Genomic DNA, 20,911 nt, shown 5'->3' on the forward strand with positions numbered 1-20,911 from the left:
ATGCCAAAATCCAAAGAACAGAAACCCAAAAAACCAGACCAGGTCGTCTTTAATGAAGACACGCAACGTTATGATGCGGCTTTAAAACCTTACGCCACAAATGTTGGCTCACCAGCGATTCAGGTTACTGATAATTCGACATGGAAAAATAGAAATATCAATAAGGCCAATAAACAAATTGAAGCCAAGTATTTAGAGCTTAAAGCCGAGTACGATAAAATGATACAGGAGCTAGAGTACAACAACTTGGTCTATAATTCACGCTATAATTTTGAACCGCTTGTTGGTGAAACTTATCACCTCTATCGCGATAAAGATGAAAAGCCTTTTTTGTCAATTATTGCGCCATCCGATTGTAATTTTGACTTTATTGGTAGCTTTACTTTGAATAGTGAGTTTGTTTGGAAAAAGGTTGATGATTAATTTTTTTATTCTATTTTCTTTTTTCCATTGATGAAAAAAGAAACAAAAAAATCTAGCCTCAACTTTAAATCTTACCTAATACCGAATTAAAAGCTAAACAAAAAGAACTCAATTTTGCTACTCGCAAAACCTCAAACAGCTTTTTGCTTTTAACGTTTTCTGCTTCGATTGGGTCCCAAGTTTTAAACTTAGGGCACTTTTTAGATTGTTAGACTTTTAAAACAACCGTTTTCAGAAATAGTGAGCAAATAAATAAGCTAAATTAGATTGCACTAGGAAATCTTTCCTACAGAAATATTGACACGCTATCTATTAATCAAATAAAAGCGAGCGTCACGCAGTGATTTCCTAATAAACGGTTTTGATCTTTTGATTCGTTTATTCTTATGCTCATATTTTATAGAACTCATGATGTGCTTCGCAGTTTGTATCAAGACAAAATGAATGAATAAAAAGAAAAACTACTTCCCTTTCAACAACGCATTTTGCTCCTCCATTAAATCGGTAAGTTTCGACAATAACTCAATATCTTTAGGTGTCGCCACGACCTCATCTTTAGGATCTTGAGCTCTTGTTCTTAGTTTATTCATTGCTTTTACCACAAGAAACACGGTTAAACCTACAATAAGAAAATCTAAAGCTGTTTCAAATAAAACGCCATATTCTATAGCAACCTCCTGCGCTGTCACCTCACCTTGCCCATTGGTTATCGCATCTCTTAGAACAAACTTCTGATCCTGAAAATTAAGTCCGTCGGTCATTAACGACAATGGCGGCATAAACACTTTTTTTACAAGTACATCAATCACTTTATTAAATGCGGCTCCTATGATAATACCTATGGCCATATCCATCATATTGCCTTTAACTGCAAACTCTTTAAACTCCTTTAAAATCTTCATCCTTTTGTATTTTTGGTTACTCGATGTCAAAGGTATTTGAATTAGGTATGAGATACAATACCTCAATGTGCTTTGTAAAACAAAAGTGTTAATTCATAGGATACGTTTCCATTTTAAACTTATAGTTGTATTTTTAAATTGCAGTTTCTCAAGATTAGTTAATGGCAACAAAGCAACAGTTTTTAAAACGACTCAACCAATTCCTTCTATGGTATGTCATAGGCGTCATTATCTTAATCATTTTTGTAGTGATTGTCATTCTTATCAATGATATTGAACGTGGCAAACAGACCAGCGTTTTTTTTCAAATACTAGGACGCTTTTTTAAATTCATACCCACATATTTTGCACTTGTTATTCCTTATCTTTTATTCCTCCTCATACGTTCTATAGTTAGAGATTTTAAAAAACGTAGGTTCTTAGGGTTATTAAAAGGTGTAGGCTTAAAGATTGTACTTCCTGTTTTAATATTTTGGATGGGAAAGGCAGGCATTGATCACTACCGATTAACAGAAAACTTCGATTATACTTGGGATTACAGCATTGAAAACAAAGATTCTAGTGTTAGAAATTTATATGCTAAAGACAAGAAACAACGCGGATTTCATATTTTCGGAAGTTCAAATGATTCTATTTCGTTTGAAATTTTAAAAACTAACAATGTCGAATGGCTTACCTATGTTCCTTTTATATCTCAGGAACACTACGATAAACCTACATTAAGAAAACGATCTGTGCTTGATGACTCTACGGGAAGGTACCAGCATTGGAAACACAGAAAGGAACGTGCCCAAGCCTACGGATTTAAAATCATGCTTAAACCACATATCTGGCTTCAAAACAGAGAGAATGGTGCTTGGCGCTCAGATATTAATATGGCTACTGAAGACGAATGGGATCAATGGTTTGAAGATTATAGTCAATATATATTGGACTATGCTGTTCTTGCTGAAACTTTAAACATTGAACTATTTTGCATTGGTACCGAATTACACAAAACTGTTTTAGAGCAGCCCGAACGCTGGGAAAGGCTTATTTCTGAAATTAGAAACGTCTACTCTGGAAAGCTAACATATGGTGCCAATTGGAATCAAGAGGTTGATGACATCCCTTTTTGGGATGCGCTAGATTTTATTGGCATTCAGGCGTATTATCCTATTGCAACAAATGAAAACCCTGAATTATTAGAGCTCGAAAACGGCTGGAATCAGCATATAGCTTATTTAGAGGAACTTCATAAAAAATATCAGAAGCCTATTCTATTTACCGAATTAGGCTATAAGTCAACCGCAGATGCTGGTATCAAACCTTGGGAATGGAATAACTTAAGCAATTCATTTCATAAAAAGATTTCCAAACGTACACAAGCCTTATGTTACCAGGCATTTTTTAATACAATATGGCAAAAGCCTTGGTTTGAAGGTGCGCATTTGTGGGAATGGCAATCATCTAGAAATGATAGTGATGGTAACAATAATGCTTTTGTGGTACAAGGTAAACCAGCACTTAATGTCATTGCCAAAGGGTTTAAAAAAGTAACCGATTAATAAATCGACATTAGACTATACCACGACCTTACTTTCTATAATACTTCGCATATTTAAGATAAGCTAGAAATCCAAGAACTGCTATTATTCCTAAGGCGATAGCAATATATTGGTAGCTCAAAATCTGCTGACCAGACTGATACGAATGTAATCCTGAAAGGTAAAAATTCACACCAAAATAGGTAAATAGAATGCTCGCAAACGCAATGATTGATGCAAAGTTAAATCCGTAACGACCACGAAGCCCAGGAATTAATCGCATATGAATCACGAAAGCATAAACCATAATACTAATGAGTGCCCAAGTTTCTTTAGGATCCCAACCCCAATAACGTCCCCAACTTTCATTAGCCCACATACCACCAAGGAAATTCCCTATAGTAAGCATCACTAAACCAACCGTTAATGCCATTTCGTTAATCACAGTAAGTTCTTTAATATTGAGTAGCATTTTATCCTTGTTTTTGCTTGTTGTAAATGTCATAAGCAATAACACAGTTATTCCTAAAATCATACCTAGAGCGAATGGTCCATAACTCGCTACAATTACAGCAACATGAATCATAAGCCAATAACTATCTAATACAGGTTGTAGGTTGGCAATAGCAGGATCCATCCAGTTCCAATGTGCAACCATTAAAATCATAGAGGTTACAAAAGCTCCTGCAGCAGTAGTTAAATATGAAGTGCTCTTCCCTCCTAGTATTCCTGATATAATTGATAGGATGTTTGAACTTATAGAATTGGAAAGTAATAGTCCAAAAAGCATCGTTGCCCAAGCCACATAAATCATAGATTCATAAGCATCACTCCAAGGTGCATGACCAGAAATGTACCAACGTACAACTAGACCAGCAGTATGCAATAAAAACAGTCCTAAAATCACATATCCCAAAACCTTGACACTTACATCGACAAACTTACTCTTACTACTAAATATCTGCACGATTAACAGGATAAACAACACCGTTCCTGCGTACATATACCAGCTAAAGAGTTTTTTAAAGATATCGTACTTATTATAGAGGATTTCAGTTTTTATCTTATCGTCGCTAAGCATCACTTCGCTACCTAACTTGGCTTGACTACTTTTAAATCCGTTTAATAACTTATTGGCCAATTCATAATTTCCTGTTTCTTTGGCTTTATACAGTTCGCTTAAATAGAAGCCAAAACTACTCTGAATAAACTTTCCGTAGATAGAATCTTTAATTTGAGGTTTATAAGATTCGTTATACTCTACAGGAGAAATCCATGTGTTCTTTTCATCGTTAGGCACAGGGAATATTTTAATAGAACGACCATCCAAAGTATTAAATAACAAACTCATACGATCATAAGCCTCTTTAAATTCCTTCTGAAAACCATTAGGTATTTCGGCAGCATAGGCTTCCTCTAGGTAAGGGCCTAACTTATTACGACCATCATCTGTTAGAAAATCTGTGATAGATACATATTTTTTATCTTTTGAAACACCAATAATTTTTCGAATGGAATCTCCTTTTCGTTTTGGTAAATAAATGATAGGAACGTTATACCAAAATAAAGGGCTCTCCTGCATTGAGAGTAATACCTGATTGGCATCAAATTCTTCGTAATGATCCTGTTTACTTAGCTTACGTAATACTTCTGAAGCAAACGTATTCATTGGCATCATTCGTCCGCTATAATCTTGTATCACCAACTCTCCAAACTGATCGGAATGTGCTTTGGGTGTAATATTAGCACGAATCACAGAGTCGATTGTCGTTTTTGACGGACGCTCGATTTTTACTTTCGGACTGCTCGTATGATCATGTCCATCGTGTTCAGAATGTTCCTCTTGAGCAAAACCAAATAACCCAAAACATAATAAGACTACAGTGAGTGCTTTTGATTTCTTATCCTTTAATTTTTTCAGCATCCTTTTTAAATCTGCAAATCGCGTATTACGATCAAATAAAATGGCCATTAAACCTAAGTATAAAAGCATATATCCGAAATAGGTTACCCAAGTTCCCCATTGATCGTGATTTACAGAAAGTTTAGTTCCCTTTTCGTCAGGATAGAAACTTGCCTGAAAGAAACGATAGCCACTTTCATCTAAAATATTATTCATAAAAATGCGATAATCGTAGGCTTCTTCATTAGGTTTTATAACAGTAACTTCACTCGCAAATGCCGAAAAATTATCTTCTGTACCTGGATAACGTTCAGCAATAAAATCGTTGAGTTTTATACTAAATGGCAATTCTTTAACGATAGAACCATACTTAACTGCAATATCTAAACCGCCAACATTAATTTGTTCAAATCGCCCATTAACGTACTGTCCTCCTAAAAGATTAACTGTTTTAGTTTCACCATTAACAGTGACATTAGCTTCAATACCATCTTCCCTACTTCTTAGTAATTGCGATTTTTTAACAACACCAAAAGTTCCTTGCATAACAGGCTTAGGAAATACCATAGCCATGTTGCCAATTTGATATCTAGAGCGCAACGCTAAGGGCTGAATGGAATCTTTAACCAATACTCCAGTGGCCTGTGTTGCCATGGTCATATAATCCCCTTCAAATGGAGATTCTATAAATAACTGACGTTCTTTTGTAGTAATATTTATCGCGCCCTTTTTAGGATTGTTAAGTGTAAAAACTATATTGTGAATAAGGGCTTCTTGTCCATCTTTTATAAAATGACTGTGAGATCCATCATCACCAGCTTCAACCAATTTTAAATAACGATCACCTTTGTCACCAGGAATAATATCGAGTTCGGCGTCCTTTACAAACTTCTTAACTTCTATCGAAACAGGAGTTCCGTTATATTCGGTATTAATTTTAAAATCGTTGTCTAGGCGTTCAGAAAAATCTACACGTTTTTGAACCACGCGACGTTGCTGCTCACCATTAACAACTAAATCGCCATCAATAAAAGCCGTCACATAAATATCTCTAGTGAGATAGGTATTTTGAGTTTCTCCCTCACGAATAGGCATCCAACCCTCAAAACCTATGTAGCGCGTAATTCCGGCACCTATAAGAATAAAAATGAAAGCTAAGTGTAAAATAAGCGTTGCCCATTTTTCTTTTCTGAGCAATCTATATCTGAAGATATTTCCGATGAAATTAATCATAAAAAGGATCATAATGGCTTCAAACCACCAAGCGTTATAGATGTAATGTCTTGTGTAAGGTGTTGGCGAAGTTTCTTGACCAGCGTCCAAAAACGTACCCGTTATCATCGCAATAGCGTAAACAATAAATAAAATACCAGTAAGACGTGTAGAAAAGAGAAAGTTAGCAAGTTTCTTTTGCATAGCAAGAAGGCTTATTTTTTTGTTGTGCAAAGATAACCAATTTAGTTTGTTTAGACTTGGACATTTTACATCAAAATGTGTTAAATAGCATCAACAGCGCATACGGTTCGATTTAATTATGAAAAACAACCGTTAATTAGCCTGTCTGGCTTCAAAAATTTTAAGGTACATAAAGGTTCCCATCTTACGAGATCTACGTTTAGCATTTTCAGTAACCTCACCGCTAAATAATTCATCTAAAGTTTCATACCAAAGGTTAAGCCATAGCCCAAAATGCAATTCTGTTATGCTATTATCAAACTGTCTATCAACCTTTACATGTGCCTCTAGCGGATTGCCATAGTATTTTTGCTCAAGTTTTCTGGTCATAAACAAACTGGTTTCCCAAAACGTCGTTAAACGTTGTAAATGCGCATCCCAGTCTTTAATGGTCTCATTAAAAAAAGGGCCTAAAATATCATGAGCTCTTACTTTGGCGTAGAAGTTACTTACCAGTAAAAAGATATCGTCTCTATGTTGAATATCATGTTTCATTATAATCAAAGATACTATTTATCACAAAGGATATGTGGCAATTAATAAAATGTTAGTGACTAAGCTAATAATAAGCAAATTGAACACCCATTGTTTCTTTAATTGTGCCATGATAGAGGCATTATAAAACATGCATACAATAGTACATAGGGTTACCCTAATGAACGAACTTGTGCTATAAGGCAATTCTGTTAAATAAAAAATAGAGATAGAGCCCAAACAACTCTGCAAAATGATGCTAAGCGGCACATACAGGATAAAGTGCTTTTTAAAATCTGCCAACCATTTATTATAAAGTGTCATAATTAAGTGCTTAAAATTTCTGACACAAAATTGTTACAATTATCTTTGTTCTTTTATGATTCAAATCATAAGCCTATGATTCCTATAGAACTGTTAGAAACTTATAATGCCAAACTCAGGACATACGATAAAAACACTACTGTTTTTGAAGAATTAGACACGCCCAGATTTTATTATCAAATTGCATCGGGTAGCGTTAAAATGATTAATATTTCCGAAGATGGAAAAGAATTCGCACAAGGTATTTTCTATGATGGTAATGCTTTTGGAGAACCACCATTATTTGGAGATTCTAAATATCCAGCCACAGCGCTTTGCGTTCAGGATTCTAGTATTTACATTTTGCCCAAATCGGTTTTTTTTGATTTGCTTCTAGCACATCCTGATCTTCATTTGAAGTTTACAAAATTATTAAGCAAGCGTATGATTTACAAAGCTAAAATAATGAAAGAGGTTTCTATTCATCCACCAGAACATCGCATAATGACACTACTCCAGCATTTAAAAATTAACTTTGGAACAGCAACCGATGAATATGAAGTTGCCTTAACGAGACAAGAGATTTCTAACCTCACTGGATTGCGGGTTGAAACGGTAATCAGGTCTATAAAAAATTTAGAAAAAAACAACAAATTAAGTATTAGAGATCGAAAAGTATATCTCTAAATAATCCTTATTTTAGCAGCATGATTTCAGTAGTGATTTTAGGAGCCGGTAATGTTGCTCATCATTTATATAAAGCATTTTCTTCTTCGGAAAAAGTAACAATTAAACAATGGTATAATAGAAGTCTCTCGACTATCGAGTCATTTAAAAATGAAGTCGATATCACAGATGACATTAATAATCTTGTGCAAGCCGACATCTATCTCATTGCAGTAAGCGATGACGCAATAGGAGAACTTTCTAGTCAACTGCCATTTGAAAATCGCTTTGTAGTTCATACCTCGGGAAGCGTAAGTGCTTATGATCTTGACAAAAAAAATAGACGCGGCGTATTTTATCCGTTACAAACCTTTTCTAAGTCGGCAACAGTAGATTTTTCTCAAGTTCCAATTTGCTTAGAAACCTTAATGAGAAAAGACTATTCCCAGTTAAAAGAGGTAGCCACAGCAATAAGCTCGATAACAAAACGTGTAAATAGTGACCAACGTGCTGCATTACATTTAGCAGCTGTTTTTGTAAATAATTTCACCAATCAATTGTATCGTGTAGCTCATGAAATCACCGAATCTCAAGGTGCAGAATTTGATTTACTTAAACCACTAATTCTAGAAACAGCAAACAAAGTACAAGAACACTCACCTTACAAGGCGCAAACTGGTCCTGCAAAACGAAACGATAAAAAAACGATCAAACGTCATTTAAAGTTACTTGATAACGATCACCATAAAGAACTATACAAGTTATTAACCTCATCAATAAAAAACACACATGGACGATAAAAGCTATAAAGAGTACCTAGAACATATTAGTACCTTCATTTTTGATGTTGATGGTGTTCTTACGGACGGAACAGTAACCGTTATGACCAATGGAGATATGCTACGACGTATGAACATTAAAGATGGTTATGCCCTCAAAACTGCTAAAGATGCTGGTTTTAATATTTGCATTATATCTGGAGGCAGCAATTTAGGTGTTCAGAAACGTCTGGAAGGTTTAGGAATTACAGACATTTATTTAGGTGCACATCAAAAGGTAAACCAATTTAATGAATACTTGTCTCATAACAATATCGATGCTAAAAATGTGTTGTATATGGGAGATGATATTCCTGATATTCCAGTTATGAAATTAGTTGGTCTTCCTTGTTGCCCTCAAGATGCGGCAATCGAGGTAAAAGCAACGAGTAAATACATTTCGCATAAAGATGGTGGAAAAGGAGCTGTACGTGATATCATTGAACAAATTATGAAAGTTCAAGGAAAATGGGAAGGGAATTTCGACGCAAAATACGATTAATAACACGGCAACATAAGCTCAACTAACTATAACTATACTCTGAAATGCAACCCTTTTTTAATCTCATTCGTTGGAAAAACTTGGTCATGATTATCATCGCGCAAGTTTTAATTAAATATGCCTTTTTTGAGCACTTTCAGACCTTTACAACCTTAAGTAACTTAGGATTTCTCTTTTTAATATTGGCCACAGTATGTCTTGCTGTAGCTGGAAATATCATCAACGACATTTACGATGTAGAAACCGACACCATTAATAAGCCTGACCGCGTTTTAATTGGAAAACAGATCTCAGAAAAAGCAGCATATAATCTGTTTTTTGCTTTTAATATTATTGGAATAATCCTCGGGTTTTGCTTGTCTTATATGATAGGAAAAAGTTCATATTTTACTATTTTTGTTTTCATCTCCATTTCGCTTTATATCTATGCCTCATACTTAAAAGGCACTGTTCTTTTTGGTAATATTCTTATTTCTCTTTTAGTTGCCATGAGCTTACTTATTGTGGCGATATTTGATTTGTTACCAGTTATGATTACAGAGAATAGAGCCTTTCAACTTGTCTTTTTTGATAAAATTTTTGACTATGCCATATTCGCATTTTTGATTAATTTAGTTAGAGAGGTGATCAAAGACATTCAAGATGTAGATGGTGACTATAAAGCAGGAATGCATACACTGCCAATTGTATTAGGTCGAGAACGTGCTACTAAAATTGCCTTTGCCCTTAGTATGATTCCTATTGGAGCAGTCATTTATTTTATGGCAACTTATTTGTATCAAGATGTATTGGCTATTAGCTATTTTTTACTCTGTATTATAGCTCCATTAATTTATGCCACAATTAAAATCTTTGGAGCCGAACATATGAAGGACTACAAGCACATAAGTTCTATTTACAAACTCATTATGTTCTTAGGTATCTTATCTTTGTTACTCTATCCTTTCATATTTAAACTAAGTACAAATGTTTAACACCAAACTAAATAACTTTAATATCATCTTGGCTTCAGGATCTCCTAGACGTCAACAATTTTTTAAAGATTTAGGGTTAACATTTGAGATTAGACTAAAACCTGTTAAAGAGGAATATCCAAATAGGTTACATCATTTTGAGATTAGCGATTATTTAGCTCAATTGAAATCTTTACCTTTTAAAGACGAATTAACCGATAACGATATTCTTATCACTAGTGATACCATTGTTTGGCATGATAACAAAGCACTAGGTAAACCAACAGATTACGATGATGCGTTTAACATGTTGTCGTCTATGAGTGGTAAAACGCACGAAGTGATTACCTCCGTTTGTTTTACAAGAAAGATGTCGCAAAAAACCGTGAATGCCATTACCCAGGTCACATTCAAAACACTAAGTGAAACAGAAATCAACTACTATATAGATACCTGCAAACCATTTGATAAAGCTGGAGCCTATGGTATTCAAGAATGGATTGGTCAAATTGCAATTACCAATATTAATGGCTCTTATACCAATGTTGTAGGCTTACCTACACACCTCGTTTATAAAACGTTAAACAGTATGGTTTTATAAAATTTCGGTTGTAATTTTATATAAAATTAGAGCCATGATTAAGATATCCAATTTCAAACGTCTCACAATAGTATCTGTTTTTTTCTTCGGACTATTACTGTCTTGCAATGAATCTCAAACAGATAAACACCAAGTTTTACATACCAATACAGATATAGCATTAAAAGAAAATAAGGTTTTAAAACCATCTTTTAAGCAATCTGAAGATTTTAAAAACTACTGGTATTCTGGAACTGCCGAAATTACATCATATCAACTGGAGCAAGCGCGTTATGGAGAGCTTCGTGATGGTCATGCTGTTTTAGTATTTGTAACCGAAGATTTTCTTCCAGAAAAACAAGTTAAGGCAGATAACTACAATAAAGCAAACACGTCCATTTTAAAACTAAATGCTACCAAAACATTTAATACTGGAGTCTACCCCTATTCTATTATGCAATCAACGTTCTATCCTGTTAGTAATACTGAGCATGCGATAAAATTAAGTTGCTCGGTTCAAGAATGGTGTGGTCATGTGTACTCTCAATTGAACAATAGAGATCAGTTTGAAATTACCTCTCACAGTTATTTTGAACGTGAGGCCGATCAGGATTTAAAGTTGGATAAAGCTATTCTTGAAAATGAACTATGGCCTCAACTTAGGCTCGATCCAAAAAGTTTACCTGTAGGTGATTTGGAAATTATTCCTTCGCTAGAATATGTGCGATTAAAACATATTGAACTTAAAGCGTATCCTGCAAACGCACAACTTGAAAACGGTGTATATACTATTACATATCCAGATTTAAATAGACAAATTGCCATTCATTTTAATGCTCAATTTCCTTTTGATATTTCTGGTTGGGAAGAAACTTATAAAGATGGTTATGGCATTAACGCTAAAACCTTAACCACCAAGGCAACGAAGCTCAAAACGATCAAATCGCCTTACTGGAGTAAAAATTCAAATGATGATGAAGTTCTTAGAAAAGAACTTGGTTTAGAATAGTAATTACCATTTTAACTATTATATCTTTGTATTGGTAAAACAAGAATTATGTCAGAGTTTTTTTCTACCTACCATACTCAAATCATAAACTCCACTATTGTATTTGGAGTGTTCTTTGTTATTCAATTAATAGCAAGGCTTATCGTTAGGATTATTGGAAATTCTAAAAAAATTCATGTTGGACGTGCTAAAATAGTAGGACGCTATGTTACCATTACATTTTTATTTTTAGCAGCTTTGATAGAGGCCTTTATTTTAGGTGTTAGCACTAGTGATTTAGCCTTAGTTTTTTCTTCTGTATTTGCTGTAATAGGAATTGCCCTATTCGCCATTTGGTCTATCTTAAGTAATGTAACATCAGGAATAATAATGTTCTTCTCATTTCCGTATAAAATTGGAGATAAGATTAAAATACATGACAAAGATTATGAAATTGAAGCCGTTATCGAAGATATTCGTTCTTTTCAAATTCATTTAAGAAAAGATAATGGTAACCTCGTCACTTACCCTAATAATTTACTTTTACAAAAAGCCATTACTTTAGTTCAGAAGGATGCTTTTGAAACTATAGAAGACAGTTGAAATAATTTTATATTAAAATCGATGCAGCCACAAAACAACCACATTAACTATATCGAATTCAAAGCCAATGACTTAGAACTAGTAAAGGCGTTTTATATTAATACGTTTGGTTGGCAATTTACAGATTATGGTCCTGGCTATACTGCATTTTCAGATAGCGGACTTGAAGGTGGTTTTGAAAAAACAGATGACAACATCACAAATGGAGTCTTAGTGGTTCTATACCATAATAATCTAGAAGTTATACAAACTAAAGTTGAAGCGTTTGGCGGACGTATTTCTAAGGAGATTTTCTCGTTTCCTGGCGGACGCCGATTTCAGTTTATCGATCCCTCAGGAAATGAGCTAGCGGTCTGGTGTGAAACTCATCCTGAATGATATGGCAACTATTGATTTCAACAATAAGACATTTTCATTAATAGATAATTCGGAAAACGGTAAAGTTAATGCTGATACTATTTTTGAATATAAACAACAAGGGCATGTTGTTACTGCCGATTATTATGGAGGCACTGTGACCTATGGAAAAATAATAGCCATACTTAAAGGTGATATTCTTGATATGCGTTACCAGTGCATTACAAGTGATAATCAATTAAAAACAGGTAAGGCTATTGCTACTATTTCCACTTTGGAGAATGGTAAAATAAAACTCGCCCTCAATTGGGAATGGTTAGACGACAGTAATGCCAAAGGAACTTCTGTGTATTTAGAACATTAAAAATGAAGGCTCAAGCTCAAATAGGTGTTTTAGGTATTGGAGCTATTGGAACTGTAATTGCATATCATTTACAGCGTAATAACTCAAATGTATTGTCCTATTTCAGTAGGACCAAAAAATCAAACTTACAATTAGTTTCTGAAGGCCAAAGCATTCAACTTCCTATAGCGGTAAAAACAAGCATAACCTACCCTATTGCTTTAGATTGGTTAGTTATATGCCTTAAAGAACATCAATTTAAGAATGCAACACCTTGGTTTTCTAAACTCATAGATAAGCAAACGCAAATTGTCGTCATTAGAAACGGACTTCAACTGAAGAAGCCCCTTTTAGAGTTTGCAGAAGACCATCGCATTTTAGAATGCCTCATTGATTGTCCTACGCAATGCAATGACAACGGGTTTTACCAGTGTTATGACACACCAAAACTTAGTGTAGCAAAAAGTGAATTGGCAACTCGTTTTACTTCCTTATTGTCTCATACAAACATTGTGATTAATCAAGTGGCTGATTTTAAAACCGAAAGTTGGAAAAAACTATGCGAAAGTGCTACACTTGGCGCCATATTATGTTTGCATGATGATACGTGCAAAATTTTTAAAAATCAGGACATTGTAGCACACTATAAAGCGCTTCTAACCGAAAGCATTGGGGTTGCAAGAGCAGACGGAGCTCTTATAGAACCAGGTTTTACTGATAAAATGTTAGACAAGTTATTGAACTATCCAGAAACTAAAGGGAGCTCTATGCTTTTTGATATGCGCCAAGGAAAACCTTTAGAACTAGGTGCAAAAAATAAGGTTATCTCTAAACTTGGAAAACAATACCAACTGCATACACCTCTTAATGATTTCATAATTAATCGACTTGACTAAATTTATCACAGTTATAGGCTTTTAAGCACTAGCCATTTTAATTTTGATTGTAACAATAATTTTGTTGATATTGTATGCTCATTTAATACTAGTAACACCATAGAATGTTTGGATTATTTAAAAAGAACAAGCCCAATCGGAAAGAAAGAACAGAACAGTTTCTAAAAAAGAAAGGCATAAAAATAAATTACAATCTGCCGCATATTGAATCTGATGAAGACACTACAATAAAAACACCTAGAGAAATTGCCCAGAGGGTTACAGTTTTAGCAATCACTAATTTTGTAGCATTTAATGGAATGTCTGGAGATCAAGCCATAGATTATCTCAAAAAATATAATTTATGGGACTACGTCACTCCAGATGAAGTTGATTTTTTGAATGATCCTACCGACGAGAAAAAAAACAGTGAATCTTGGAAATGTGAATGTATTTGGGTGTTGTTATGGTCTTTAAATATTATAGAAGATCTCGAATTTCCAAAGGACATGTGCGACCTAAACCAAATTCCGTTAGAAAAATATCCCGTTCAACCTAGTATTGATCCGAACACATTTATTAATGCGACTAAAACGTCGCGATCTAAAACCGAAATCTTAGATGCTAATGATCTGTATTATCGATTAGATTGGACATGTACTGATGCCAGAATAAATGGTTATGTCATAAAAAACATGCATCCTGGTGTGGTGTATGAAAGGCATTATGCCTTAAATTGGCTTATTAATTATATGAATCAAGATTGGGATGATATCTCTTGTGATACCTAAAAACTAAATACTATTTATAGATGAAAATTATTGCTTACATTTTCGGAGCATTGCTCTTAATGATTATCATTAGAAGATTTTCTAAAAAGGGAACCTCTGAAACCACAGAAGAGCAACCTGAAAGAAAAACGATAGCGTCCAATCCAAATATTGAAGACGACATACGCAAGGAGTTGGCACACGAAGACAAAAAAAAGATTATGCTTTGTGAGGTTAAGACCTATATGACGGGACACCAAGGAGCCGATAATTACAATGCCTTTAAAGCAGCTGGAATAGAAGACGAACAATTAATTAAAACCATTTTAAAAGATTATACTTGGCACTATTTAGATGACATTGATGAGAACTTACAATGTACTATGCAACTTGTACTCACTGAAGTTTTAGAACAAACGAAACCATTTACAGACAGTAGAGCTATTTATGAAGAAATTATGGGACTAACCTATAAAGGTTTTGATTTATAAACATTTAAACTGGTTCAATACCAAATTGTTACAATAAAACACTTTATCATAAGTTATAGTTAAGACTTAACTAACCACTAATGATAAAAAAAGGCATTGCATTACTATTTGTTTTAACGTTATTATCGTTTATCACTACACTGAGTTTTAAAGAAGCACAATTAAAATATCCTAGAGTCAAAAAAGCATATTCCGACCGATTCAAATGTGTGGACCAATTACTCAAGACGTCCGACATAAAAACTCTAGACGTCTATTTGAGAGCTTTCAAACTTGAAGAGCAATTAGAGGTTTGGGGAAAAAACAAGAACGATTCAACTTATAAATTAATTACATCATATCCGTTTTGCTTTAGTTCAGGAAACTTAGGCCCTAAAAGAAGACGAGGCGATTATCAGATTCCAGAAGGTTTTTATCAAATAGACCGGTTTAATCCAGAAAGTAAGTTCCATTTATCATTAGGAATAAACTACCCCAACCAATCAGACAAAATAAAATCCAAACACAGTAATTTAGGAGGAGATATTTTCATTCATGGTTCTTGTTACTCTATTGGATGTATTCCTATTACGGATGATTGGATTGAAGAATTATATATTTTTGCCGTAGAAGCTATAAACAATGGACAATTGGCAATTCCTGTTCATATTTTCCCATCACATCTCGATACTGAGACCTATGAAAACATCATCAAAGATTCCACCTTCACCATCAACAATTCAAAATTTTGGAAGAATCTAAAAGAAGGATATGACTATTTCGAAGCACATCAAAAACTTCCAAGAATTGATATTTCCGAAGAAGGGAATTATATTTTCAACTAATCAAAAAAGATATTATCTAGAATAATTTGGAGCTTCTTTGGTAATGGTTACATCATGAGGATGACTCTCATTAATACCAGATGATGTGATTTTCACGAAGCGTCCTGTATCCTTTAAAGTCTCAATGTCTTTGGCTCCACAATAACCCATTCCTGCTCTTAATCCACCAACAAATTGGTGAATACTTTCAAATAATTCGCCTTTATATGGAACACGACCTACAATACCTTCAGGGACTAATTTTTTGATATCATCTTCAACATCCTGAAAATAACGATCCTTACTTCCTTGTTTCATCGCTTCTACAGATCCCATTCCGCGATACGACTTAAATTTACGACCTTCATATATAATCGTTTCTCCAGGGCTTTCTTTTGTTCCTGCCAATAATGACCCAAGCATAACACTATCTGCTCCAGCTGCAATAGCTTTTGGAATATCTCCTGTATAGCGAATACCTCCATCTGCAATCACCGGAACACCAGAGCCTTTAATCGCTGCTGCCACTTCTAGCACTGCCGAAAATTGTGGGAATCCAACACCTGCAACGACTCTAGTTGTACAAATAGATCCAGGACCAATTCCAACTTTTACCGCATCTGCTCCAGCTTCAACTAAATATTTAGCTGCTTCTCCAGTTGCAATATTCCCAACGATAACTTCGAGATTTGGGAATTTTTCTTTGATCGACTTCAACACCATAACTACGCCTTTTGTATGTCCGTGAGCAGTATCTATAATCACAGCGTCCACTCCTGCTTTAACTAAGGCTGAAGCCCTTTCTACAGCATCACCTGTAACCCCAATTGCTGCAGCTACACGCAATCTTCCGTAAGTATCTTTATTAGCTATTGGTTTTTGAGTGACTTTGGTAATATCTCTAAACGTAATAAGTCCAACTAATTTATAGTCATCATCTACGATTAATAATTTTTCAATTTTATTCTTTTGAAGAATCTCTTCAGCATCCTTCAAAGATGTCCCAACAGCAGAAGTTACTAAGTTTTCACTCGTCATTACCTCAACAATTGGTCTTTCGTTAGCATGTTCAAAACGTAAATCACGATTGGTAACAATTCCTTTTAATGTGCCACTATCATCTACAATAGGAATACCTCCAATTTTGTGCTCGGCCATACTCTGTTTTGCATCTATAACTTTGGCCGTTAATGGTAAGGTTACTGGATCGATAATCATACCGCTTTCGGCACGTTTTACGCGACGTACCTTTTTGGCTTGTTGCTCAATGGTCATGTTTTTATGAAGTACACCAATACCGCCTTCTTGCGCCATAGCAATAGCCATTTTACTTTCGGTAACCGTATCCATAGCAGCAGAAACCACAGGGATATTAATTGTAATGTTACGCGTGAATTTGGTTTGAATATTTACTTCTCTAGGTAAAACCTCTGAAAATGCTGGAACTAATAGTACGTCGTCATAAGTAAGACCTTCTCCAACAATTTTATTTTCGTGTGCTGTCATGATGCAATTACAGTTATAATTGCATGCAAATATACAACTTAAATAGAGAATTATATTAAGACTTTATTAAATCTTAATGAAAAGTACTTCAATTATATTCTAGGGCAACGTCTGCAGTTTGTTTTGCCCTTTTTCTTATACTTTTTACAGCATTTTGATTTCTTATTAACCTCACAATACATGATACATGAAGTGATAATAATAGGAGAACTATCTATAGTTAATTCGTCTTGCATTATTTTAATTTATTCTAAATAAATACAAAATTACAAAAAAAAGACGCCTAAAAAGGCATCTCATTTCATTAAGTTATTAACAGATAGTGCTATTCATTTTCTTGAGCAGCAGCGATGGCATTTATATCGCGATCAAACAGATAATGGCCAGATTTATCATTACCAATAATATTAAGTTTATCGAGCAAAGTTCTTGCCATAGCCTCCTCTTCAAGCTGTTCAGTAACATACCATTGCATAAAATTATGAACGTTATAATCTTTATGCTGTAGACATTCGTAAATAACGTGATTGATTTGCTCGGTTACAAACATTTCACTCTTTAAAAATTGCTCGAAAAGTTCGTTGAGTCCATCATAAGATGCTTTAGGAACATCCAGTGCCGGAATAATGACATTGCCACTTCTTTCATTGACAAATTTCACAAGTTTGGTCATGTGTACGCGTTCTTCTTCAGATTGACTGTAAAAGAAATCTGCTACACCATTATAACCTTTAGCATCTGCCCAAGATGCCATTGCTAAATATTGCATTGAAGCCTGCGCTTCGTATTTAATTTGATTGTTTAATAAGTTTTCTATCGTCGTATTCATTTTGAAAGCTATTTTTTACGAAGATAGCTATTTAAGTTTGAAGTACGGACTTAGATCTGGCCAACTGATAAAGAATAATTAATACTGAAACGCTAAATGTTAATGTCATGAGGGTTCCAGAAATCATAACAATATATTTCATCCATATAATGTCTTTCCATAAAAAATAAAGACCTCCAAATGTTAGCACGACAGAAATAAAAGGTTCCACAATTAAGAACATTTTTAATCGTTTTGACAATTTTGCAGTACTCAAAATGAGACCAAGTAAAAAGAAAATAATGGACATTGATAAAATATGGCCATGTACAAGTGTTAGCATTTGCTGTTCATTCTTTTTGAACTTCATCACAGTGGCATCATCATCATCTTCATTACCCAAATACTGTTCTTCAATACCATTGGGATTTGCAGACGATGTTTCTCCAACAAACAACAATCCTGTATAGAAACCAATACTTAACACCACAACAAACGCAGTAATAAGTAATTTAATTTCTTTTGGAAAAGTTGAAAGTATTCCGTTGAGTTGCATTAAAGAATATTTTTAGATTGAAGAATATGTAATGAGCGTAACAAATCGTTAATTGCAGATGTCATTGATCGAACAGAAATAGTGGCTCCAGAAATGGCTACAATATCTTGTTCATATTTTAATTCGTCTTTTGGCGTTTTACCAACAAATTGTCTTAGCCAACGTTTACTTCCAATCTCTCCGCCATATTCTTCTCTATAGATAAGAACTTTAGCTTTTTTTACTGTTAAATCAGGATCTAATAAAATAAGATAATCAAATTGAGCCGTTTTACTTGGCGCTTTTGCTACATAAGCATAGCCAACTATTTTAGCGTCTGATGTAATTGTAAAAAAATTGTCGTCTTCAAATTTCGACGGCAATTCTTTTGCAACCGCTTCATCAATTTGAAATGGTGTAAACTCAAACGTCTCAACATCATAGGTTGACTTTATTTGTTTAAACACCTTTTTTTGAATTTTTTCAGATAATCCAAAAGACAAAAAAAGTGTTGCACATAGCACTATAAAAACCTGTCTCAATTTCATTCTACAAAAGTATTAATTATATATTCTATTTAAGCAACTAAAATGCCAAATAGCTAATGCGAAAAAAGTTTTCGGCATTAGCTATTAGACACTCAAATATTATGTTCTATTTAGAACCATACTCCAATTCCGAAGTTAAGTCTGTTATCAACATCACTATTATCTAAAGCGTTACTTCTAAATTGGTAATCTCCTTTTAATACGACTCCTGGTGCAATATGATAGCTTAAACCAGTTGTTATATCTGTTCTATTGTAAGCATCATTTCTTACCAAATCACCATCTGTATCAGCATGCGTATCATAGTTTTCATAACGAGCAAAAGCAAATAAACGCTGTGCCTTTGTTAAAGGCAATAAGTTATAGGCTACTTCTGCATAATATCCCATCAAAGCACTTCCTAAATCTTTATTTGTTAAGTTGTTATAATCTTCAGTATCACTTAAAGACGCGTAGATAAATTGTCCTCTTGCCGCAAATCTCTTAAACGCATAACGTGCATCAAAACCAACCATGCTTATTCCGATGTTGGTTCCGTCAATATCCTCTATGTCATCTTCAGCTTGTGTTTTCCCAAAGTATCCAGATAAACCAAGACGTAAACCAGGTAAACCATAGTATTCAATTTTAGTAGATAATGTTGGACTATCTACTGTAGATTTGATTGCTTTTTGACGACCTCCACGTAAACCATTACTTCCTTTTAAGAAGCCTGTTACTTCCCCATCACTATTAACTGTAGATTTAAATCCATTAAAAATATATGCCTGATAAGTTAAAGATTGCTCTGGTAAACGTCCAGTAACACCAACACCAATCTCTCTCCATGTTGTTGGAACAATAGCATTGTCTACGGCAGGGCGTTCAACACCGTTATATGTTGTAGGTTCATGATATTCATTAACAATTCCCATTGGTACTAGCATTAAACCTCCTCGTAAACTAACATTATCACCAACAGCATAATTTACAAAGGCCTGCTCTATAAAAACTTCTTCAACATGCTCAAATTCTACTTCTGTAACAAACTGTGTTTTATCGTTGAATCTATATCCAAATAATAATACAAGGCGTTGTACATCTAATTCTCCATTATCGCCTTCTGGTTGATTGTATGTTATTTCACCATAAGCCCCTACTGTAACCGCTTTTCCGTAGTTACCAGATAAAATACGTTGTGCCGCATTTAATTGTTGTTGAGGGTTAAAAGTAATACTATCTTGCGACGTAGGTGTCACCTGAGCTATTGCAGTTGCACTGATTAAAATTGCAAAAAGGGTAAATAGTTTATTCATTTGTTTTTATTTAGACTTGATATAAATAGTTATTGATTTCTGGATGCAAAAATAGAACAGATTTTTACTTACACAAAGTTTATTTAGATTAAATTTAAATAAATTTTATTTTGATAAAATTTCATTTAAAATATTGTCAAAATCTAAATGAAAAAGTGTTCCTTTTAACAAATCGTGAATCCCTCTCAACTCTGTTTTATTTATTGCGAAACTCACTTCGGGACACGGTGTTTGCAGAACAATTGGCCTACATAAGCCATTAGCCTCGCAACCAGAGTATTGCGAAAATTCTTTAAACGCACTATTAATACAATGCGAAAAAGAAATGAGTTCTTCATACCTAAAGTATAAGCCCGTATTTCTAAAAACGAGTTGAATTTTATTAACATCCTTGGCAGCACATCGCTTCCATTGAAAGGCAATTCCGAAATTGTTATAATAAATAGTATTTATATCTTCCATTGGTTATATGATATACTGTTTA

At 34.2% G+C, this 20,911-nt stretch carries 24 protein-coding genes; 15 read left to right on the forward strand and 9 right to left on the reverse strand.

The features are described from left to right. On the forward strand, positions 1-423 hold the full coding sequence (locus Q0893_RS18155) for a DUF2452 domain-containing protein (protein ID WP_299278398.1): 423 nt from the start codon (positions 1-3) through the stop codon (positions 421-423). Positions 424-884: 461 nt separating this feature from the next. Here Q0893_RS18155 and mscL read toward each other — a convergent pair whose 3' ends face one another. Further along, positions 885-1,325, reverse strand: a complete 441-nt coding sequence (gene mscL, locus Q0893_RS18160; protein ID WP_298904524.1) for a large conductance mechanosensitive channel protein MscL — start codon at positions 1,323-1,325, stop codon at positions 885-887. Positions 1,326-1,486: 161 nt separating this feature from the next. On the opposite strand from mscL, the gene Q0893_RS18165 reads away from it, so the two are divergent. Further along, on the forward strand, positions 1,487-2,872 hold the full coding sequence (locus Q0893_RS18165; RefSeq protein ID WP_299278403.1) for a hypothetical protein: 1,386 nt from the start codon (positions 1,487-1,489) through the stop codon (positions 2,870-2,872). A 28-nt stretch (positions 2,873-2,900) separates the two neighbouring features. On the opposite strand, the gene ccsA is transcribed toward Q0893_RS18165, so the two are convergent. Both ccsA and Q0893_RS18175 read right to left on the reverse strand, forming a co-directional pair. Continuing rightward, positions 2,901-6,170, reverse strand: a complete 3,270-nt coding sequence (ccsA, locus tag Q0893_RS18170; RefSeq protein WP_299278406.1) for a cytochrome c biogenesis protein CcsA — start codon at positions 6,168-6,170, stop codon at positions 2,901-2,903. A gap of 132 nt (positions 6,171-6,302) precedes the next feature. After that, on the reverse strand, positions 6,303-6,704 hold the full coding sequence (locus Q0893_RS18175; RefSeq protein WP_298904527.1) for a group III truncated hemoglobin: 402 nt from the start codon (positions 6,702-6,704) through the stop codon (positions 6,303-6,305). Positions 6,705-7,082: 378 nt separating this feature from the next. Between Q0893_RS18175 and Q0893_RS18180 the strand changes: the two genes are divergently transcribed. The 13 genes from Q0893_RS18180 (at position 7,083) to Q0893_RS18240 (ending at position 15,756) form a co-directional block, all read left to right on the forward strand. Further along, the gene (locus Q0893_RS18180; RefSeq protein ID WP_299278411.1) at positions 7,083-7,673 is read left to right on the forward strand and encodes a Crp/Fnr family transcriptional regulator; all 591 of its coding nucleotides are present in this window, start codon (positions 7,083-7,085) and stop codon (positions 7,671-7,673) included. A gap of 20 nt (positions 7,674-7,693) precedes the next feature. After that, on the forward strand, positions 7,694-8,452 hold the full coding sequence (locus tag Q0893_RS18185) for a Rossmann-like and DUF2520 domain-containing protein (RefSeq protein ID WP_298904529.1): 759 nt from the start codon (positions 7,694-7,696) through the stop codon (positions 8,450-8,452). Then, the gene (locus Q0893_RS18190) at positions 8,442-8,972 is read left to right on the forward strand and encodes an HAD family hydrolase (protein ID WP_299278414.1); all 531 of its coding nucleotides are present in this window, start codon (positions 8,442-8,444) and stop codon (positions 8,970-8,972) included. Before Q0893_RS18185 ends, Q0893_RS18190 begins: the two co-directional genes overlap by 11 nt. Before the next feature lie 44 nt (positions 8,973-9,016). After that, complete coding sequence (locus tag Q0893_RS18195; protein ID WP_299278417.1) at positions 9,017-9,946, forward strand: geranylgeranylglycerol-phosphate geranylgeranyltransferase; 930 nt, start codon at positions 9,017-9,019, stop codon at positions 9,944-9,946. Further along, entirely contained in the window at positions 9,939-10,526 is a 588-nt protein-coding gene (locus tag Q0893_RS18200) for a Maf-like protein (RefSeq protein WP_298904532.1), read from the forward strand. Before Q0893_RS18195 ends, Q0893_RS18200 begins: the two co-directional genes overlap by 8 nt. Positions 10,527-10,560: 34 nt before the next feature. After that, positions 10,561-11,514: a septum formation inhibitor Maf gene (locus tag Q0893_RS18205; protein WP_299278421.1), complete on the forward strand. Its 954-nt coding sequence runs from the start codon at positions 10,561-10,563 to the stop codon at positions 11,512-11,514. Between the two features lie 48 nt (positions 11,515-11,562). Further along, positions 11,563-12,096, forward strand: coding sequence for a mechanosensitive ion channel domain-containing protein (locus Q0893_RS18210; protein WP_298904535.1), 534 nt, complete (start codon positions 11,563-11,565; stop codon positions 12,094-12,096). Positions 12,097-12,117: 21 nt separating this feature from the next. Beyond that, positions 12,118-12,474, forward strand: a complete 357-nt coding sequence (locus tag Q0893_RS18215; protein ID WP_299278425.1) for a VOC family protein — start codon at positions 12,118-12,120, stop codon at positions 12,472-12,474. Position 12,475: 1 nt separating this feature from the next. After that, complete coding sequence (locus Q0893_RS18220) at positions 12,476-12,817, forward strand: n-acetylglutamate synthase (protein WP_299278428.1); 342 nt, start codon at positions 12,476-12,478, stop codon at positions 12,815-12,817. A 2-nt stretch (positions 12,818-12,819) separates the two neighbouring features. Next, positions 12,820-13,692, forward strand: coding sequence for a 2-dehydropantoate 2-reductase N-terminal domain-containing protein (locus Q0893_RS18225; RefSeq protein ID WP_299278431.1), 873 nt, complete (start codon positions 12,820-12,822; stop codon positions 13,690-13,692). Positions 13,693-13,796: 104 nt separating this feature from the next. Next, positions 13,797-14,462 (forward strand): DUF4272 domain-containing protein, encoded by a 666-nt coding sequence (locus Q0893_RS18230; RefSeq protein ID WP_299278434.1) that lies wholly within the window; start codon positions 13,797-13,799, stop codon positions 14,460-14,462. A 20-nt stretch (positions 14,463-14,482) separates the two neighbouring features. After that, positions 14,483-14,932: an HNH endonuclease gene (locus tag Q0893_RS18235; protein ID WP_299278437.1), complete on the forward strand. Its 450-nt coding sequence runs from the start codon at positions 14,483-14,485 to the stop codon at positions 14,930-14,932. Between the two features lie 80 nt (positions 14,933-15,012). After that, positions 15,013-15,756 (forward strand): L,D-transpeptidase family protein, encoded by a 744-nt coding sequence (locus Q0893_RS18240; protein ID WP_299278441.1) that lies wholly within the window; start codon positions 15,013-15,015, stop codon positions 15,754-15,756. Between the two features lie 12 nt (positions 15,757-15,768). On the opposite strand, the gene guaB is transcribed toward Q0893_RS18240, so the two are convergent. The 6 genes from guaB to Q0893_RS18270 all read right to left on the reverse strand — a co-directional run bounded on the left by guaB (position 15,769) and on the right by Q0893_RS18270 (position 20,889). After that, a complete protein-coding gene (gene guaB, locus Q0893_RS18245; RefSeq protein ID WP_298904553.1) occupies positions 15,769-17,241 on the reverse strand; it encodes an IMP dehydrogenase in 1,473 nt (490 codons plus the stop codon). 325 nt (positions 17,242-17,566) lie between these two features. Then, a complete protein-coding gene (locus Q0893_RS18250; RefSeq protein ID WP_298904555.1) occupies positions 17,567-18,070 on the reverse strand; it encodes a ferritin in 504 nt (167 codons plus the stop codon). Between the two features lie 31 nt (positions 18,071-18,101). After that, positions 18,102-18,605, reverse strand: coding sequence for a hypothetical protein (locus Q0893_RS18255; RefSeq protein WP_299278446.1), 504 nt, complete (start codon positions 18,603-18,605; stop codon positions 18,102-18,104). Continuing rightward, the gene (locus Q0893_RS18260) at positions 18,605-19,132 is read right to left on the reverse strand and encodes an FMN-binding protein (protein WP_298904559.1); all 528 of its coding nucleotides are present in this window, start codon (positions 19,130-19,132) and stop codon (positions 18,605-18,607) included. The genes Q0893_RS18255 and Q0893_RS18260 overlap by 1 nt, the downstream gene beginning before the upstream one ends. A 110-nt stretch (positions 19,133-19,242) precedes the next feature. Then, the gene (locus tag Q0893_RS18265; RefSeq protein WP_298904561.1) at positions 19,243-20,427 is read right to left on the reverse strand and encodes a hypothetical protein; all 1,185 of its coding nucleotides are present in this window, start codon (positions 20,425-20,427) and stop codon (positions 19,243-19,245) included. A 105-nt stretch (positions 20,428-20,532) separates the two neighbouring features. Continuing rightward, on the reverse strand, positions 20,533-20,889 hold the full coding sequence (locus Q0893_RS18270; protein ID WP_298904563.1) for a hypothetical protein: 357 nt from the start codon (positions 20,887-20,889) through the stop codon (positions 20,533-20,535). Between the last annotated feature and the right edge of the window lie 22 nt (positions 20,890-20,911).

Source organism: uncultured Psychroserpens sp., assembly GCF_947494225.1.
In the GTDB taxonomy this organism is placed as follows: Bacteria; Bacteroidota; Bacteroidia; order Flavobacteriales; family Flavobacteriaceae; genus Psychroserpens.

Coding starts and splice junctions, on each gene's coding strand:
- Q0893_RS18220 (WP_299278428.1), top strand. CDS start 12,476: ATGGCAACTATTGATTTCAACAATAAGACATTTTCATTAATAGATAAT.
- Q0893_RS18155 (WP_299278398.1), top strand. CDS start 1: ATGCCAAAATCCAAAGAACAGAAACCCAAAAAACCAGACCAGGTCGTC.
- Q0893_RS18260 (WP_298904559.1), bottom strand. CDS start 19,132: ATGAAATTGAGACAGGTTTTTATAGTGCTATGTGCAACACTTTTTTTG.
- Q0893_RS18240 (WP_299278441.1), top strand. CDS start 15,013: ATGATAAAAAAAGGCATTGCATTACTATTTGTTTTAACGTTATTATCG.
- Q0893_RS18225 (WP_299278431.1), top strand. CDS start 12,820: ATGAAGGCTCAAGCTCAAATAGGTGTTTTAGGTATTGGAGCTATTGGA.
- Q0893_RS18205 (WP_299278421.1), top strand. CDS start 10,561: ATGATTAAGATATCCAATTTCAAACGTCTCACAATAGTATCTGTTTTT.
- Q0893_RS18230 (WP_299278434.1), top strand. CDS start 13,797: ATGTTTGGATTATTTAAAAAGAACAAGCCCAATCGGAAAGAAAGAACA.
- Q0893_RS18215 (WP_299278425.1), top strand. CDS start 12,118: ATGCAGCCACAAAACAACCACATTAACTATATCGAATTCAAAGCCAAT.
- Q0893_RS18265 (WP_298904561.1), bottom strand. CDS start 20,427: ATGAATAAACTATTTACCCTTTTTGCAATTTTAATCAGTGCAACTGCA.
- Q0893_RS18270 (WP_298904563.1), bottom strand. CDS start 20,889: ATGGAAGATATAAATACTATTTATTATAACAATTTCGGAATTGCCTTT.
- Q0893_RS18175 (WP_298904527.1), bottom strand. CDS start 6,704: ATGAAACATGATATTCAACATAGAGACGATATCTTTTTACTGGTAAGT.
- mscL (WP_298904524.1), bottom strand. CDS start 1,325: ATGAAGATTTTAAAGGAGTTTAAAGAGTTTGCAGTTAAAGGCAATATG.
- Q0893_RS18165 (WP_299278403.1), top strand. CDS start 1,487: ATGGCAACAAAGCAACAGTTTTTAAAACGACTCAACCAATTCCTTCTA.
- ccsA (WP_299278406.1), bottom strand. CDS start 6,170: ATGCAAAAGAAACTTGCTAACTTTCTCTTTTCTACACGTCTTACTGGT.
- Q0893_RS18200 (WP_298904532.1), top strand. CDS start 9,939: ATGTTTAACACCAAACTAAATAACTTTAATATCATCTTGGCTTCAGGA.
- Q0893_RS18210 (WP_298904535.1), top strand. CDS start 11,563: ATGTCAGAGTTTTTTTCTACCTACCATACTCAAATCATAAACTCCACT.
- Q0893_RS18235 (WP_299278437.1), top strand. CDS start 14,483: ATGAAAATTATTGCTTACATTTTCGGAGCATTGCTCTTAATGATTATC.
- guaB (WP_298904553.1), bottom strand. CDS start 17,241: ATGACAGCACACGAAAATAAAATTGTTGGAGAAGGTCTTACTTATGAC.
- Q0893_RS18250 (WP_298904555.1), bottom strand. CDS start 18,070: ATGAATACGACGATAGAAAACTTATTAAACAATCAAATTAAATACGAA.
- Q0893_RS18185 (WP_298904529.1), top strand. CDS start 7,694: ATGATTTCAGTAGTGATTTTAGGAGCCGGTAATGTTGCTCATCATTTA.
- Q0893_RS18195 (WP_299278417.1), top strand. CDS start 9,017: ATGCAACCCTTTTTTAATCTCATTCGTTGGAAAAACTTGGTCATGATT.
- Q0893_RS18180 (WP_299278411.1), top strand. CDS start 7,083: ATGATTCCTATAGAACTGTTAGAAACTTATAATGCCAAACTCAGGACA.
- Q0893_RS18190 (WP_299278414.1), top strand. CDS start 8,442: ATGGACGATAAAAGCTATAAAGAGTACCTAGAACATATTAGTACCTTC.
- Q0893_RS18255 (WP_299278446.1), bottom strand. CDS start 18,605: ATGCAACTCAACGGAATACTTTCAACTTTTCCAAAAGAAATTAAATTA.